The 16,135-nt window shown below is 25.6% G+C and carries 17 protein-coding genes; 9 read left to right on the top strand and 8 right to left on the bottom strand.

Annotated elements, in window-relative coordinates; all coding sequences use genetic code 11:
- Position 1 precedes the first annotated feature (1 nt).
- Positions 2 to 211 (bottom strand): sulfur carrier protein ThiS, encoded by a 210-nt coding sequence (gene thiS / locus ACTTAS_RS04375; protein WP_440678449.1) that lies wholly within the window; start codon positions 209 to 211, stop codon positions 2 to 4.
- Positions 212 to 227: 16 nt separating this feature from the next.
- On the opposite strand from thiS, the gene aroQ reads away from it, so the two are divergent.
- From aroQ to accC, 3 genes are read left to right on the top strand one after another with little or no spacing between them, the layout of a single operon-like run.
- A complete protein-coding gene (gene aroQ, locus ACTTAS_RS04380) occupies positions 228 to 677 on the top strand; it encodes a type II 3-dehydroquinate dehydratase (RefSeq protein WP_440678451.1) in 450 nt (149 codons plus the stop codon).
- The gene (locus tag ACTTAS_RS04385) at positions 664 to 1,098 is read left to right on the top strand and encodes an acetyl-CoA carboxylase biotin carboxyl carrier protein (protein ID WP_440678452.1); all 435 of its coding nucleotides are present in this window, start codon (positions 664 to 666) and stop codon (positions 1,096 to 1,098) included. Before aroQ ends, ACTTAS_RS04385 begins: the two co-directional genes overlap by 14 nt.
- Positions 1,099 to 1,101: 3 nt before the next feature.
- Complete coding sequence (gene accC / locus ACTTAS_RS04390; protein ID WP_075506549.1) at positions 1,102 to 2,439, top strand: acetyl-CoA carboxylase biotin carboxylase subunit; 1,338 nt, start codon at positions 1,102 to 1,104, stop codon at positions 2,437 to 2,439.
- Here accC and ACTTAS_RS04395 read toward each other — a convergent pair.
- Both ACTTAS_RS04395 and ACTTAS_RS04400 read right to left on the bottom strand, forming a co-directional pair.
- Positions 2,436 to 2,834 (bottom strand): DUF2155 domain-containing protein, encoded by a 399-nt coding sequence (locus ACTTAS_RS04395; RefSeq protein ID WP_440678453.1) that lies wholly within the window; start codon positions 2,832 to 2,834, stop codon positions 2,436 to 2,438. The genes accC and ACTTAS_RS04395 overlap by 4 nt on opposite strands.
- Positions 2,800 to 3,159, bottom strand: coding sequence for an NADH-ubiquinone oxidoreductase subunit NDUFA12 family protein (locus tag ACTTAS_RS04400; RefSeq protein WP_440678454.1), 360 nt, complete (start codon positions 3,157 to 3,159; stop codon positions 2,800 to 2,802). Before ACTTAS_RS04400 ends, ACTTAS_RS04395 begins: the two co-directional genes overlap by 35 nt.
- 114 nt (positions 3,160 to 3,273) lie before the next feature.
- Here ACTTAS_RS04400 and ACTTAS_RS04405 point away from each other — a divergent pair, with 114 nt between their 5' ends.
- Positions 3,274 to 4,089, top strand: coding sequence for a TSCPD domain-containing protein (locus tag ACTTAS_RS04405; protein WP_440618658.1), 816 nt, complete (start codon positions 3,274 to 3,276; stop codon positions 4,087 to 4,089).
- Between the two features lie 2 nt (positions 4,090 to 4,091).
- Here ACTTAS_RS04405 and aspS read toward each other — a convergent pair whose 3' ends face one another.
- Genes aspS through ACTTAS_RS04420 form a run of 3 tightly spaced genes read right to left on the bottom strand, consistent with a single transcriptional unit; the run spans position 4,092 to position 7,615 of the window.
- On the bottom strand, positions 4,092 to 5,876 hold the full coding sequence (gene aspS, locus ACTTAS_RS04410; protein WP_440678456.1) for an aspartate--tRNA ligase: 1,785 nt from the start codon (positions 5,874 to 5,876) through the stop codon (positions 4,092 to 4,094).
- Complete coding sequence (locus ACTTAS_RS04415) at positions 5,877 to 6,539, bottom strand: DNA replication protein (protein WP_440678457.1); 663 nt, start codon at positions 6,537 to 6,539, stop codon at positions 5,877 to 5,879. It lies immediately after the preceding gene.
- Positions 6,536 to 7,615: a DUF2066 domain-containing protein gene (locus ACTTAS_RS04420; RefSeq protein WP_440678459.1), complete on the bottom strand. Its 1,080-nt coding sequence runs from the start codon at positions 7,613 to 7,615 to the stop codon at positions 6,536 to 6,538. The genes ACTTAS_RS04415 and ACTTAS_RS04420 overlap by 4 nt, the downstream gene beginning before the upstream one ends.
- Positions 7,616 to 7,626: 11 nt before the next feature.
- On the opposite strand from ACTTAS_RS04420, the gene purM reads away from it, so the two are divergent.
- Together purM and purN are read left to right on the top strand one after the other, a co-directional pair.
- Entirely contained in the window at positions 7,627 to 8,658 is a 1,032-nt protein-coding gene (gene purM, locus ACTTAS_RS04425) for a phosphoribosylformylglycinamidine cyclo-ligase (RefSeq protein WP_440678461.1), read from the top strand.
- Positions 8,633 to 9,214, top strand: a complete 582-nt coding sequence (gene purN, locus ACTTAS_RS04430; protein ID WP_440678462.1) for a phosphoribosylglycinamide formyltransferase — start codon at positions 8,633 to 8,635, stop codon at positions 9,212 to 9,214. The genes purM and purN overlap by 26 nt, the downstream gene beginning before the upstream one ends.
- Here the strand turns inward: purN and ndk are convergent.
- Both ndk and ACTTAS_RS04440 read right to left on the bottom strand, forming a co-directional pair.
- Positions 9,204 to 9,605 carry a nucleoside-diphosphate kinase gene (gene ndk, locus ACTTAS_RS04435; RefSeq protein WP_440678989.1) on the bottom strand — a complete coding sequence of 134 codons (402 nt, stop codon included), beginning with the start codon at positions 9,603 to 9,605 and terminating at the stop codon, positions 9,204 to 9,206. The genes purN and ndk overlap by 11 nt on opposite strands.
- Position 9,606: 1 nt before the next feature.
- Positions 9,607 to 11,061 carry a leucyl aminopeptidase gene (locus tag ACTTAS_RS04440; protein ID WP_440678463.1) on the bottom strand — a complete coding sequence of 485 codons (1,455 nt, stop codon included), beginning with the start codon at positions 11,059 to 11,061 and terminating at the stop codon, positions 9,607 to 9,609.
- A gap of 61 nt (positions 11,062 to 11,122) precedes the next feature.
- Between ACTTAS_RS04440 and ACTTAS_RS04445 the strand changes: the two genes are divergently transcribed.
- From ACTTAS_RS04445 to ACTTAS_RS04455, 3 genes are read left to right on the top strand one after another with little or no spacing between them, the layout of a single operon-like run.
- Positions 11,123 to 12,250, top strand: coding sequence for an LptF/LptG family permease (locus ACTTAS_RS04445; RefSeq protein ID WP_440678464.1), 1,128 nt, complete (start codon positions 11,123 to 11,125; stop codon positions 12,248 to 12,250).
- Between the two features lie 3 nt (positions 12,251 to 12,253).
- On the top strand, positions 12,254 to 13,327 hold the full coding sequence (locus tag ACTTAS_RS04450; RefSeq protein ID WP_440678465.1) for an LptF/LptG family permease: 1,074 nt from the start codon (positions 12,254 to 12,256) through the stop codon (positions 13,325 to 13,327).
- Positions 13,317 to 16,133, top strand: coding sequence for an LPS-assembly protein LptD (locus ACTTAS_RS04455; RefSeq protein ID WP_440678466.1), 2,817 nt, complete (start codon positions 13,317 to 13,319; stop codon positions 16,131 to 16,133). The genes ACTTAS_RS04450 and ACTTAS_RS04455 overlap by 11 nt, the downstream gene beginning before the upstream one ends.
- Positions 16,134 to 16,135 lie beyond the last annotated feature (2 nt).

Genomic DNA, 16,135 nt, shown 5'->3' on the forward strand with positions numbered 1-16,135 from the left:
GTTATCCTCCTCCTATAAAATGAACAATCTCAATTTTGTCGTTTTGTTTTAATTTAATTTTGTTAACATTTTTTTTATCTATTATTTCTTCATTAAGTTCAATTGCTACTTTTTTCATAGGAATTTTAAGGTGTTTTATTAAATCTGAAAGTTTATATGTTTCAGAAAATGATCTGATTTTACCATTTACTTTGATTTTTATTTTTTTCATCGTATATAAATGCTGAATGAATAATAAAATAATTATTATTAACGGTCCAAATCTTAATCTATTAGGTGAAAGAGAACAATCACAATATGGATCTGACAACTATGAGCAACTTAAAGAAAATTGTATAAAAAAATCAAAAGAAATTGGACTTAATTGTGAATTTATCCAATCAAATTTGGAAGGAGATTTAGTAAATAAAATTCAAGATGCAAGAAAAAATTATGATGGAATGATCATTAATGCCGCTGCATTTACACATACTTCAGTTGCAATAAGAGATGCACTTGAATTATTCAAGAAACCAATAATTGAAATGCATATATCAAATATATATAAAAGAGAAGAATTCAGACATAAATCACTTATTAGTGGAGTTGCAACAGGTGGAATTTTTGGATTAGGTACTGAAGGATATATTTTGGCCATAATTTCATTACAAAAGCTTTTGAAAAATGAAAATAGATAAAAACATAATTAAAGAACTTAGCAACTATTTGGATGAGTTTAACTTAACTGAAATAGAAATTACTGAAAAAGATACAAAAATTAAAGTTTCAAAAAATAACGTATCAATTAGCAATCAAACAATCCCTGCTTCTGTAAGCAATGCAAATTTAACTTCTACTTCTCAAGCTGCTGAAAGTGTTAAATTTGGAACAGAAATTACTTCTCCAATAATTGGAACCGCTTATCATGCACCAGAACCTGGAGCAAAAAAATTTGTTGAAGTAGGTAAAAAAATTAAAAAGGGTGACACAATAATGATTGTTGAAGCAATGAAAACAATGAACCATGTACCTTCTACCCATGATGGTGTTGTAAAAGAAATTTGTGTTGATGATGGTCAGCCAGTTGAGTTTGGTCAAACAATTATTATTTTAGAATAAATAATGTTTAAAAAAATTTTAATTGCAAACCGTGGGGAAATTGCAGTTAGAATTATAAGAGCATGTAAAGAATGGGGTATAGCAACTGTAGCAGTCCATTCAGATGTTGATAGAGAAAGCATGCACGTAAGAATGGCAGATGAAAGTGTCTGTATAGGTTCTCATCAACCAGCAAACAGTTATTTAAATATTCCCGCATTAATGTCTGCAATAGAACTGACTAATGCAGACGCTGTTCATCCAGGATATGGCTTCTTATCAGAAAATGCTAACTTTGCTAAAATTTTGGAAGAAAATAAAATTAAATTTATTGGTGCATCTTCAAAACACATCGAAATGATGGGAGATAAAATTCAAGCTAAAAGAATAGCTAAAGAAAATGGTTTACCTGTTATTGAAGGATCTGAAGGTGGTGTCAGAGATATTAATGAAGCAAAAGACCTTTGTAAAAAAATTGGCTTTCCTGTTCTGATTAAAGCCTCAGGTGGAGGTGGTGGAAAAGGTATGAAAATAGTACATAAGGAGGAAGAATTTGAAACTTTATTTTCCACAGCTAAATCAGAAGCACAAAAATATTTTGGTAACGATGAAGTGTATATTGAGAAATTCTTTCAAAATCCAAGACACATAGAAGTTCAAATTCTTGCTGGAAAAAATAGAGTTGTGCATTTGCATGAAAGGGATTGCTCTGTTCAAAGAAGACATCAAAAACTTATTGAGGAAACTCCTAGTCCTGTTTTGAATGATGAAATTAGAAAAGATCTTTTTGAAAAAACTGTAAAAATGGTCTCTAAAATTGGATACATGGGTGCTGGTACAGTCGAGTTTATCTATGAAGATGGAAAGTTTTACTTTCTTGAAATGAATACAAGAGTTCAAGTAGAACACCCTGTTACAGAAATGGTAACAGGAGTAGATATTATTAAAGAACAAATATGGATAGCATTTTCTGAAGAAACGGCATTAAAACAAAGCGATATTAATCCAAGAGGTCATGCTATTGAATGCAGAATAAACGCTGAAGATGCTAGTAAAAATTTTCAACCATCGCCAGGGGTTATAAGTATGTGTCACCAGCCATCTGGATTTAGAACAAGAGTAGATGGAGCTATATTTCAAGGTTACAAGGTTACTCCATATTATGACAGTATGGTTTGTAAATTAATTTGTCATGGGCGAAATAGAACAGAAGCTATTCAAAGAATGAATAGATCTTTGGATGAATTTGTAATTGAAGGTATTACAACTACTATTCCACTTCACAAAAAATTGTTAAATCATAAAAAATTTATCAATTCAGATTTTAATGTGAGTTGGCTAGATAAAGATACTATAGTTTAATAACATTTTATTAGCCACACATCATAAATAGGATGATCAAACGGAGTTATTGAAGGGCTTGAAGAAAACATCCATCCATTAAAAACAAAAACTTCATCATTGTTTTGATTTGATAAATCTCTGACTTGTATGTAAGCAGTAATTTCTGGACTATCATCAAATTCAGAATTTTTACATTTTAAACTCTGAATTGATAAGTCTTTAAATTTTAGTAATTGACCATTTTTAAGTTTTAACGAAGTATTTTTAGAACTAATTTTATCTAAAATTTTAATTTCAGTAAAAGAACCTTCAAGTTGAATATTGGAATGTGAAATAGATGTAAATAGAAAAAAGAAGATTAGTAAGTAAAGAAAAAAACTATTCTTTCCAACTAGTATATTTTTTTTTAACATCTTCTTTATTTTTATTTGGATAATATGCTTCTTCGGTACCAGTTAAATTTGATTGATGAGGTTTTTGCCATTCATATTTTTCTAGCTCATGTTTTTTTTCTATTTTGTTAGGTGTAAAATGCATCCATGAGTACCACTCAACTGGAATTTTTGATGCATCAATAACATCTGAATATATTACCCATCTTTTTCCTTTTTTATCTTCATAATATTTGTTCCCAAACTGATCTGTACCAGCAAGTTTTCCAAAAAAAATTGTTTTTAATCTTGTTCCAAAAGTATCTTGATTCCACCAAGTGAAAATTTTTTTAAAAAGTGTCAACATGTTATTTTATTTTTTATTTCAATTAAAAATTGTAAAAATTAAATTAGACTAAAATTTGAATAAGTATATAAATTAAAAGAATCTATTTTCAAACTAATTTTAAACTGAGGTGAAATGGCAAAATATCTTGTAGAAACTTATTACACTTGTACCTTTAAGGTGAATCATTACTTAGACGACATAAATGAAACAGAGCTTAAAAATCTAGAAAAAAGAGACGATGGTAAATTCGAAGTTTTAGATGTCAAATTAGACAATAGAAAAACTAAAAGTTTAGATCCAAATAACAAAAAAGTAGTTGAAAATAAAAAAATTGAAATAGTTTCAAAAAGTGCAAGTGAAAATTCTATAAGTAAAGAAACCGTTGTTCAAAACTTAAACAAGTCCTCAGAAAAAGGTGGAAAAAGATTTAGTATGCCTGACAGACGAAAAGGCTATATTCAAAAAGCTACAATTGGAGATCATAAAGTTTATCTTCATACAGGTGAATATGAAGATGGAAAAATTGGAGAAATATTTATCGACACAAGTAAAGAAGGAGAACTAGTTAAGGCATTGATGAATAACTTTGCAATAGCAGTATCTTTAGGCCTTCAATACGGAGTACCATTAGATGAATTTATAAGTGCATTCGTGGGAACAAAATTTGAACCATCAGGTAAAGTACATGGAAATGATAGAATATTGAGCGCTACCTCTATTTTAGATTATATTTTTAGAGAGTTAGCTATATCTTACCAAAATAGAGAAGATCTTGCACATACTCCTGCAATTGGTGGAAACGATACGAATGATCAAGAAAATGAAGATCAAAATCAATTATTAAAAATTGTAAAAGATATTACTAGCAAAGGATTTGTAAGAAATAACTATAAAAAAAATCTAGTTGATTTATCTGATGTTAAAATAAGTCTTAAAGGTAAAAAATAATTTTATTTTTTATTTTTCAAAGACAAGTTTAACTCTTTTAGCTGTTCAGGATTAACCTCTGATGGAGCGTTCATCATCAAATCTTGTGCATTTTGGTTCATTGGAAACATTGTTACTTCTCTAATATTTTTTTCATTAGCTAACAGCATAACAATTCTATCGATTCCAGGAGCAATACCCCCGTGAGGCGGAGCACCATAACTTAATGCATTTATCATACCACTAAATTTTTCATCTACTTGCTGCTTATCATAACCAGCAATTGAGAATAACTTATACATAAGTTCTGGTTTATGATTTCTTATAGCGCCAGAGGATAATTCAATACCATTGCAAACAATATCGTATTGATAAGCCAATAGTTCTAGAGGATTTTCAAATTCTTTTTCTGTCAAATCACCTTGTGGCATAGAAAATGGATTATGACTAAATTCAATTTTATTAGTCACTTCATCTCTTTCAAACATTGGATAATCAACTATCCAGCAAAACGCGAAAATATCTTCATCAATTAAATCTAAATCTTCTGCAATTTTATTTCTTGCCTGAGAAGTTATTTTTTCTAATTCATTTTGTTTTCCACAAGCTAGAAAAATACTGTCCCCTACTTCTGCATTAGTTAAATTCATTATTTCTAGCAATGCTTCTTTGGTGAAAAATTTTCCTATAGGTCCTTTACCAGATAACTCAGTATCTTTTTCAAATGTGAAATAAGCCAAACCTGATGCTCCTTGTTCTTTGGCCCATTTGTCAATATTATCGAAAAAGCTTCTTGGTTTGTCCTTAGTATTTTTTGTTACTATGCATCTTACTCTTGAACCAGATTTTACTAACTTTTTAAATATTTCAAAAGATACATCTTCTCTTGTAAATATTTCAGTAATATCATTTATTATAAGTGGATTTCTTAAATCAGGTTTATCACTTCCATATTTTAACATTGCTTCTTTGTAAGAAATTCTAGGAAACTTATCGTTTAATAATTTTTTATTTGAAAATGTTTTAAAAGTATTAACCATTAATTTTTCAACTACGTTAAAAACATCTTCTTGCTCTACAAAAGACATTTCTAAATCTAGTTGATAAAATTCACCTGGACTTCTGTCTGCTCTTGCATCCTCATCCCTAAAGCAAGGGGCTATTTGAAAATACTTATCAAAACCAGATACCATAATTAGCTGTTTAAATTGTTGTGGCGCCTGAGGTAAAGCATAAAACTTCCCTGGATTTAATCTACTTGGAACTAAAAAATCTCTAGCACCCTCAGGACTAGAGGATGTTAATATTGGTGTTTGGAATTCCAAAAAGCCTAATTTAGTCATTTCATTTCTAATGTGTGAAATAACTTTTGATCTTAAGATTATATTTTCATGTATTTTTTTTCTTCTTAGATCCAAAAATCTATATTTTAACCTTATTTCCTCAGCATATTCTTGATCACTGAAAACTGGCATCGGTAATTCTTTGCAAGAACCTAGTTCTTCATAAGTATCAATTTTTACCTCAATTTCTCCTGTGCCTATTTCTTTGTTAATTGTATCTTCAGATCGAGCTACAACCTTACCTTCAATTTTAACTACAGTTTCTAATTGAGTTTTTTCTAAGTTTGTGAAATTTTTATTATCCTTATCTATAATACATTGTGTGACACCATAATTGTCTCTTAAATCTATGAATAATAAGTTACCATGGTCTCGTTTTTTATTGATCCAGCCTGAAAGAAATACTTTTTTATCAACGTCTTCTTTTCTTAATTCGTTACAAGTATTTGTTCTATATTTACTCAATTATTCTCCTAAAGCTTCTTTAATAATTTTAAAATCGATTGGTTTTTTTCTTTTTAAACTAATTTCGTCGATCTTATATATGAATTCAGAAATTTTGCCATAGGATCTATCTATTCTTTTTATAATGAAATCTATTAATTTCTTATCAATTGATATCTGACGATCAGAAAGATTTTTTAATATTAAGGCATATAACAAATCATCTTCTGGTTTATCAATCTTTGATAAAATAAAATTTTTAGCTCTAGAATTTAAATCATTTAGTTCAAAAGTGTAATCAACAATAGGTTTTGTTGAAGTAATAATTAAATACTTATTGTCTTGCTCTATGTTGTTCAAAAAAGTGAATAATAACTTTTCATCAATATTTTTATTTAAATCCTCAATAATTATATTTTCATAGATTTTAATTTTTTTTAAATATTCATTACTAATATCAGCTGCGTTTATTTTAATACCCTTAAATTTATGTAAAAAAATATTAATTAAATGAGATTTTCCTGAAAATTTGTCACCAATAAGATTTATAAAATTTTTTTCCCACTTAGGCCAACTATTTAATAATAGAAATGAAAATTCATTAGACTTTGAAACATAAAAGTCCTGATCTTTAAAATTTTGATCATATTCAAATTTTAAAATTTCTTGATTTAAAGATTTCATTTTAACAACCAAATTTTGTTTTTAATTTCAAAAAAATAATCATAATCCTTCATCACATCTAAAAACTGATCACGAGTTCCATTAAAGATTACTTTATAAATATTTTTTTTATTATCGAATTTAAATATATTGAACTTATTAACCAACTCTATGTTTGAAAGTGTTGCTTCAAACTGATCGATTTTAATTATATTGCTATTATCAACAGAGATAGTCAAATCTAATTTAATTGATGTATTTATTATATTTTTTAATTTCCAATAATCTTCAAAAACCATTTTTTGTTGATCTATAAATTTTTCTAGATCTTCTGAATTTTCTAAATTGATATTTTTAAATTTAAAATTTTTTAAATTTTGGCTATTGTTAAAAACAATTTGATTAAGAACTCTAAGTTCTTGATTATTTTTAAATACAATCATTATAATAAAATCTTCAAAATTATATTTTTTTGAAATTTCTTTAAAATTAAAATCTTCTAAATTATTAATATTTTTTTTTATTAAATTATAATCATCAATATCTTCGTTTGGTAAAATATAATTTAATTGATAATGTTTTTCTTTTTTTAAATTCCAATTTTTAAATAATTGACTTTCGGAGAAAAGAAATATTTCACTTTTTTCCTCATCTACTTCTATTGGAAAAAAAATTAAATCTTTTTGAATAATAGATGAGGGAAATACATTTTTTTTTTCCAATAATTCAAAAAAACTTTTTTTATTAAATTCTACATTTAAAGTAAGATTATATATTTCATCAATAAAGTTTTCTTGAACAATTGAAAATGTTTCAACTAAACTTTTGACTTCTTTAGTTGAAGAATTTTGAAGTTTTTTTTGATCTTTGCTTTGAGCAATAGTTAAAATAAGTTCTTCATATGCTTTAACAAAGCCTCGATTTATTATCTTATTTTTATCAAATGAGGCGTCAAATGGAGATGATATTTCGATTTCTTTTATAGAAAATGTTTTTGCAACACTATTTTCTGTGGAAAAAAAAATATTTAATAAAGCAAGAAATAGAAAAAGATTATATAAATTCCTAAGTTTAATTAATTTTGAAAAACACCTCATAGAATATTGTAATGAATAATAAAAATTTTACCTATAAAAAAAGTGGTGTTAACATTAAAGCAGCCGATAAGTTTGTAAATTTCATTTCATCAGTATCATCAAAAAAAAAGGGCAAAAAAAAGTTTTCTAATATCGGGGGATTTGGTTCTATTTCAAACATTCCAGGTAACATAAAGCGACCTCAAATAGTTGCTTGTACAGATGGTGTCGGAACTAAAATTGAAATAGCTAATTCATTAAATAAATTTGATACAATCGGTATTGATCTTGTAGCAATGAGTGTGAACGATTTAATTGTCCAAGGTGCAAAACCGTTGCTTTTTTTAGATTACATTTCAATAAACAAGATTGATTTATCTAAACTTAAATCGATCATTAAAGGAATAGTTAAAGGCTGTAAACTATCAGATTGTGAACTTGTGGGTGGAGAAACAGCGGAGATGCCTGGTACTTATTCAGAAGGTAAATTTGACATAGCAGGTTTTGCTGTTGGTGTTGTTGGTAAAAATAAAATCTTAAATAAAAATAAAATCAAAAAAAATAATATAATATTAGCAATTCCGTCTAGTGGATTACATTCAAATGGGTTCTCACTTGTAAGGTATTTAATAAATAAAAAAAAAATAAATATAAATAAAAGTAAATTTTTAAAATCAGAACTTTTGAAACCAACAAAAATATATGTGAATGAAGTAATGAAACTAATTTTAAAAAATCTTATTAATGGTTGCGCAAATATTACAGGAGGAGGACTTGCTGATAATATCAAAAGAATTATACCTGATAACATGGTGGCTGATATTGATTTAAATGAAATCAAAACTTTAAAAATTTTTAATTGGCTGAAAAAGAATGGAATATCAGAAAATGAAATGTTAAAAACATTTAATTGCGGTGTTGGTTTTTGCTTAATTACTAATAAGAAAAACTTGAACAAAATTCAAAGTTATTTTCCTAAAAATTACAAACCATATGTAATTGGAAAAATTATAAGTGGTAAAACTAAAGTAAAATTAAATGGTTCTATCAACTGGAACAAATAGAATAAAAACTGCAGTCTTTATCTCTGGAACAGGTAGTAATTTAAAATCACTTATTAAATTTTCTAAATTAAACAAATCACCTATTTCTATTAACCTAATTATTACTAATAATATGGTAGCTAAAGGTTTAAAGTATGGAGATATTTTTAAAATTAAAAAAAAAATAATTAATTTTAGTCACAAAAATTTTGCTGAAAAAAAAATACTTAATGAACTTGCAAAAAATGAAATTCAACTAGTTTGTTTAGCAGGATTTATGAAAATACTTTCTAAAAATTTTATTAAAAACTTCAAAGGGAAAATTTTAAATATTCATCCCTCCTTGTTGCCAAAATACAAAGGTTTAAATACTCATCAAAGAGCTATAGAAAATAAAGATAAATACTCAGGATGTACTGTACACTTCGTAAATTCAAAACTTGATTCTGGAAAAATAATTCTTCAAAAGAAGGTTAAAATTTTAAAAAAAGATACCCCAGTTAGTCTTTCTAAAAAAATTTTAGTTCAAGAGCATAAATTATATCCGAAAGCTATTTTGAAAATCTTTAGTCTTTAAAAAAGAAATTAATTTCAATTTTGGCGTTTTCAACACTGTCAGATCCATGAACAGAATTTTTATCAATTGAAATCCCATATTTCTTTCTAATTGTGCCTTCTTCAGCATCTTTAGGATTAGTTGCCCCCATTAATTCTCTATTTCCTAACACTGCATTTTCTTTTTCAAGTACCATTACTACAATTGGACCTGAGGATAGATATTCACATAAATCGTTATAAAACGGCTTTGTTTCATGAACTCTATAGAAATTTTCTGCTTCTGATTTTTCAATTTGAATTTTTTTTTCCTTTAAAATTGAAAAACCATTGTTTTTAAACATATCTTTTATCTCATTCTCAAGATGTCTCTCAACTGCATCAGGTTTTATAATTGATAAAGTTTGCTCAATATTACTCATATTTGTCCTCTATTAGTTTATTTAATAATCTTACGCCATAACCAGTAGCACCACCTGAATTTAATGCCCCCCCATATTTAGAGAAAGCCATTCCAGCTATATCTAAGTGAGCCCATGGTGTTTTGTTTAAAATAAATCTTTGTAAAAATTGAGCAGCAGTTGTTGAGCCAGCTCCTCCAACATAATTTATATTTTGCATATCTGCATTTTTAGAATCTATCAATTTATCAAAGTTTTTATTTAGAGGCATTCTCCAAACTTTTTCTTCAACCTTCTCTCCTGCTTCAATTAATTGTTCGGATAATTTATCATCATTTGAAAACAAGCCTGCGTACTCAGAACCTAGAGAAACAATTATTGCACCAGTAAGGGTTGCTAAATCAATTATAAATTTAGGCTTAAATTTTTTTTCAGTATAAGTTAGCGCATCTGCTAATACTAATCTACCTTCTGCATCCGTATTTAAAATCTCTACAGTTTTTCCACTGTAGGATTTTACAATATCACCTGGTCTTTGAGCATTTCCACCAGGCATGTTCTCTACTAACCCAACAACACCCACAGCATTAACTTTTGCTTTTCTTACAGCTAAACTTTTCATCAACCCCACAACAACTGCTGAACCAGCCATATCGTATGTCATATCTTCCATAAATTTAGCTGGCTTTAGTGAAATCCCTCCAGTGTCAAAACAAACTCCTTTACCAACAAACGCTAGAGGTTTTGATTTATCTTTCAAACCATTCCATTCCATTGTCACCAAGTATGACCCTCTTACACTTCCTTGACCAACACCAAGTAAAGTATTCATTCCTAATTTTTTTAATTTTTTTTCATCATAAACGTTAATCTTCAAGCCAGTCCTAGATAAAGATTTTAATCTCTTTGCGTACTCATCAGGATGCAAAATATTACCAGGCTCTGAAACTAAATCCCTAGTATAGAAAGTTCCTTCCTCTATTGACCTGAATTTAATTTGATCTTTTAAAGATGGTATGTTTTTTCCATTAACATTTATCCATATATTATTATTATTTTTTTTTGTTTTATATTTTTCAAATATATAAGATTTAAGTTTTAAACCATGTAAAAAATAACCTAGAAAGTTTTTTAATTTTATTGGAACTGCTTCTGAATTAATCTGAAATTCTTTGATTTTAATATCCTTTAAATAATTAAAAAATTCAGCTCCTAAATTTTCAACCTCAGATGATTTAACATTTTTTTTTACAGAAATTAAAAAAATTTTTTTTTTTGAGCTTAGATCAAAGCTAACTATTTTTTTTGATAAATTTTGAGATTTCAATATATCCCCAATAAAACGATTTTCTATTTTGCTGAAGTACTTATTTAAAACAGAAATACTGTACTTTTCGTCAACAAAGAATATTAAGTTACCAACTTTATTTTTAGATAAATTTTTTTTATAACTAACTGTAACAGACATATATTTACAATACACTCTAGTTGTGATGAGTGCTATATATGTTTAAATATACATTATTTCAATGAAAAAAATTTTATTTCGAAAAATACTATCTGATTGTCTAATTTTTTTTTTTATTAGTCTTTTAAGTACAAGTATAATTGTTTGGGTATTCCAAGCAGTTAATTTTCTAGATGTAATGATTGAGGATGGTCGTAGTTTTTTAATTTATATTTATTACACGGCATTAAACCTACCCAAAATTATAACTAAAATTTTGCCTTTTGCACTTTTCTTTAGTTTTTTTTATGTCCTAGGTAAATATGAAATAAATAATGAACTAATAATATTGTGGAACTCTGGAGTAAATAAAATTGAACTTGTTAATTTCTTATTTAAAATTTCTTTAATTATTACAATATTTCAAATTATAATCACAACATTTATAGTTCCTGTTAGTCAAAAATTTTCTAGAACAATATTAAAAACATCAGAAGTTGATTTCATAGGATCTTTCATAAAAGAAAAAAAATTTAATGATACAATTAAAGGTTTAACACTATATACTGACAAAGTTGAAAAAAATGGTGAGTTAAAAAAAATATACATAAAAAGAGAATTTTCATCAAAAAAATTTCAAATCACTTATGCAAAAAAAGGTTTATTCGATCAAAAAGGTAAAAAAAATATTTTAATTCTTTTTGATGGAGAAACCATAAATGTACAAGATGATAAAATTTCAAGTTTTAAATTTTCAAAATCGGATTTTAATTTATCAAATTTAGAAACCAATACTATTTTAGCTTATAAAATTCAAGAAACTCAAACTCATGAACTATTAAATTGCATTAAAATATTAAAAGAACAAAATGTAGAAAGAATATCGCATAATTGTAGTAAAAGAAATTTAGAAAATATTTTTGCAGAATTGTTTAAAAGAACCTTATTGCCATTTTATATTCCAGTTTTAATTTTAATTTCTTGTTTTGTAATAGTTAGATCCAAAGAAGAAACAAATTATTTAAAATTACGACTGTTAGTATTTTTATATGGTTTCATTACTATTATTATTTCTGAAAGTTCTTTAAAATTTATTGATGATAATCTAGTTAGTAATTCTAAGGTTATAATTATTCCTTTTCTAGTTTCGATTTTCCTATATTTTGTTTTTAGATACAGTTTTGTAAATAAATTTTTGAATTTTAAATAAGTTATGAAGGTTTATATTTTATTTATTTTAAAAAGTTACTTTAAAAATTTAATTTTCGTAACTCTAATGATGTTAAGTTTATCAATAATTATAAATATGTTGACTGAATTTGAATTTTTTAATGAAATAAATGTTCCTACTTTTTATCCAATTTATCTATCTTTTTTAAATTCACCAGATTTGATTTTTGAAATGTTTCCATTTATTTTTTTAATTTCAACTCAATTATTTTTTATTAATCTATATTCAAATAATCAAATAGAAATATTTAAATACTCAGGATTAAGAAATTCGTCTATTATAAAAATACTATGTTTTTTTAGTTTTATTTTAGGTGTATTGATAATTTTTTGTTTTTATTTTTTATCTTCAAATTTTAAAAATTTATATTTAGAATCTAAATTGAAGTATACAACAGATGGTAAGTATCTAGCGGTTATAACTAATAACGGACTTTGGATAAAGGATAAGATTTTGAATGACACCTATATTATTAGTGCATCCAAAATAGATGACAATTATTTAATTGATACTTTGATATCTCAATTTGATGAAAATTTTAATATAGTAAGAAATATAAAAAGCAAAAAAATAAATATTAAAAATTTTGAATGGCAAATCTATAACCCAGAAATTTTTGAAAATGAAGAAAAAATAAAATTAAATTTGCTCAAAAAAAAATTTAACTATAATTATGAACGTATAAAGAATCTATTCTCAAATTTATCATCATTATCAATTGATGAACTTTTTGATTTAAAACAGAATTATACTGAGCTTAATTACTCAACCACTGAAGTTGAAGTTCAAATAAATAAACTAATTTCTTATCCATTTTATTTAACAATGATTACTTTGCTATCATCTATAATTATGTTTAAAGTTAAAAATTATACCAATGTAACATTAAAAATTATTATTGGTTTGTTTTTATCGGTAATTATTTATTATACATTCAATTTTTTCAATGTTATGGGAAGTACAGAAAAATTATCTGTTATAGCTGCTGTTTGGACACCAATAATATTTTTAACTTTTGCCAATTTGATTATGGTTTATGGAATAAATGAAAAATAATATATTCATAATAATTTTTTTTAGTTTAGTTTTAAACCTATCGTTTGTTTTCTCGACGCTCGCAGATGATCAATTTAACTTTGATATTAACAATATAGAAATTAAAGATAATGGTAATAAAATTTACGGTTATAATAGAGGTATAGTCAACACAGATAGTCAAATAAAATTTGAAGCTGATGAATTTTATTTCAATAAATCAACTAATATACTAACAGCCTATGGAAACGTAATTATCAACGATTTAAAAGACAAATCAAAAATTTATACTGATAAAATAAAGTATTTTAAAAACGATGAGAAAATTTTAACTGAAGGAAATTCTAAGGCCATAAAGGATAATATTACTATTGATGCTAATTTTTTTGAATTTAACAGAAATTCAAATATCTTAACTGCTGAAGAAAACGTTTTTATCAACGATTTAAAAGACAAATCAAAAATTTATACTGATAAAATAAAGTATTTTAAAAACGATGAGAAAATTTTAACTGAAGGAAATTCTAAGGCCATAAAGGATAATATTACTATTGATGCTAATTTTTTTGAATTTAACAGAAATTCAAATATCTTAACTGCTGAAGAAAACGTTGAAATAATTGATAAAAAAACAAACAATCAATTATTCACAAACAAGATAACCTATAAAAAAAATTTAGAAGAAATATTTACAACGGGAGATACTAAATCATTTATTAACAAAAAATTTAAATTTTATTCATCAGATACAAAATATAATAGAAACAATTCTACCATTAGTTCTTCGAAAAAATCTTATTTAACTGACAACAATTCAAAATTATATAAATTTGATAAATTTAAATTTTTCATCAATGATGAGATATTAAAAGCTAAAAAAGTTAAAATTATTTCAGAAAATTTTTTAGAAAATGGATTTAGTGATGAGGCGCACTTTTCAAGTGGATTTTTTAATTTAAGTAATAATGAATTTATTACTGAAAATAGTAAATTTAATTTAAAAAAAAATACATTTGGAAATATCGATAATCAACCTAGACTATATGGATCATCTTCAATTAATAATGATGATTATTTAAAGGTTAATAAAGGAGTTTTTACCTCATGTAATAAAAGCATGGAATGTCCTGCTTGGGCAATTAAAGCAAATAAAATTACACATGATAAGAAAAAAAGACAAATTATTTATGATGATGCAATTTTAAAAATTTACAACATGCCTGTAATGTACATGCCAAAGTTTTTTCACCCAGATCCAAGTGTAAAACGTCAATCGGGGTTTTTACAACCTTTATTAAATGGTTCTGAAACTTTAACTAACTCAATTTATATTCCTTATTTCCATGTTATTTCTGATAATAAAGATGCAACTCTACAAACTACTTTATTTGAGGACAAAAAAATACTTTTACAAAATGAATATAGAGAAAAAAACAAAGATTCAAATTTAATTGCTGACATTGGATATGTCTCTAAATATAAATCTAAAAATTCACAAAATCACAATAGTATTTTTCATATATTTTTAGATTTTCAAAAAGATCTAAATTTAGATCAGTATACAAGTAGCTCCTTAAAAGTAAATTTAGAAAAAATATCGAATGATACTTATTTAAAAGTTTTTGAAAATAATTTGACTAATACTAAAATTCTTCCAGGAAGTAAAAATAAACTAAATTCAAAAGTTTCTATTACTCTCGATAATGAAATATATCAATTCGATGGTGGTGTTGAGTTTTTTGAAGATCTAGAAGGTGTATCTAAAAATGACAAATACGAGTATAATTTTCCATATTATGATATAACAAGAAATCCAATTTTGTTCAGAAACACTTTGTTAAATTTTAGTTCATCAGGTTATAATCAATTATCTGAAACTAACAAACTTACCTCGAAAGTAACAAATAATTTTAATATAAATAGTACTGATTTTATAAGCTCTATGGGCTTTCAAAATAATTTTAATTTATATTTTAAAAATACCAACTTTTTGGGTAAAAAAAATTCATCTCACAAAAATAGTCCAACATCAAAATTAAAAAGTATATTTGAAGCTAATACTAGTTTTCCATTAATTAAAACAAATCTTAATAGTACTGATTATTTAATTCCAAAAGTATCTCTTAGAATGAATCCAACTAATATGAAAGATAGATCAACAGAAAATAGAAATGTAGATATTTCAAATATTTTCAATATCGATAGAATGAGTTTGGGTGACGAATTTGAATCTGGCAAATCATTAACATTGGGATTAGATTATAAAAAAGAACAATTAAATGACATAAATAGGTATTTTTCTTTCAAATTAGGCACTGTACTAAGAGATAAAGAACAAAATTTTATTCCAAACTCATCTACTTTAAACAAAAAAACTTCAAATTTATTTGGATCAATTGAAAATAATTTTAATGATTTCTTTAATATAAATTATCAATTTTCTTTAGATAATGATTACAATTCTTTTGAATATAATTCGTTAACAACTAAATTTAATTTTGGAATTTTAAATACAAACTTTATATTTACTGAAGAAAATGGAGAGAGAGGTGATACAAATATCTTAGAAAATAAAACTGTTATTAATTTTAATGAAAATCATTTGCTGACATTCGGTACAAGAAGAAATAGAAAAATAGCTCTCACGGAATATTATGACCTAGTATACAATTACAAAAATGATTGTTTACAAGCAGGATTTAAATATAAAAAAAGCTATTATGAAGATAGAGATTTAAAGCCAAATGAAGATTTACTATTAACCCTAACTATCAGCCCAATAACTAATTATGAGCAAAAAATAGATAATAACTTGTATAGAAATTAAAC

Source organism: Candidatus Pelagibacter sp. HIMB1611 (genome assembly GCF_052047715.1).
Classification (GTDB): domain Bacteria; phylum Pseudomonadota; class Alphaproteobacteria; order Pelagibacterales; family Pelagibacteraceae; genus Pelagibacter.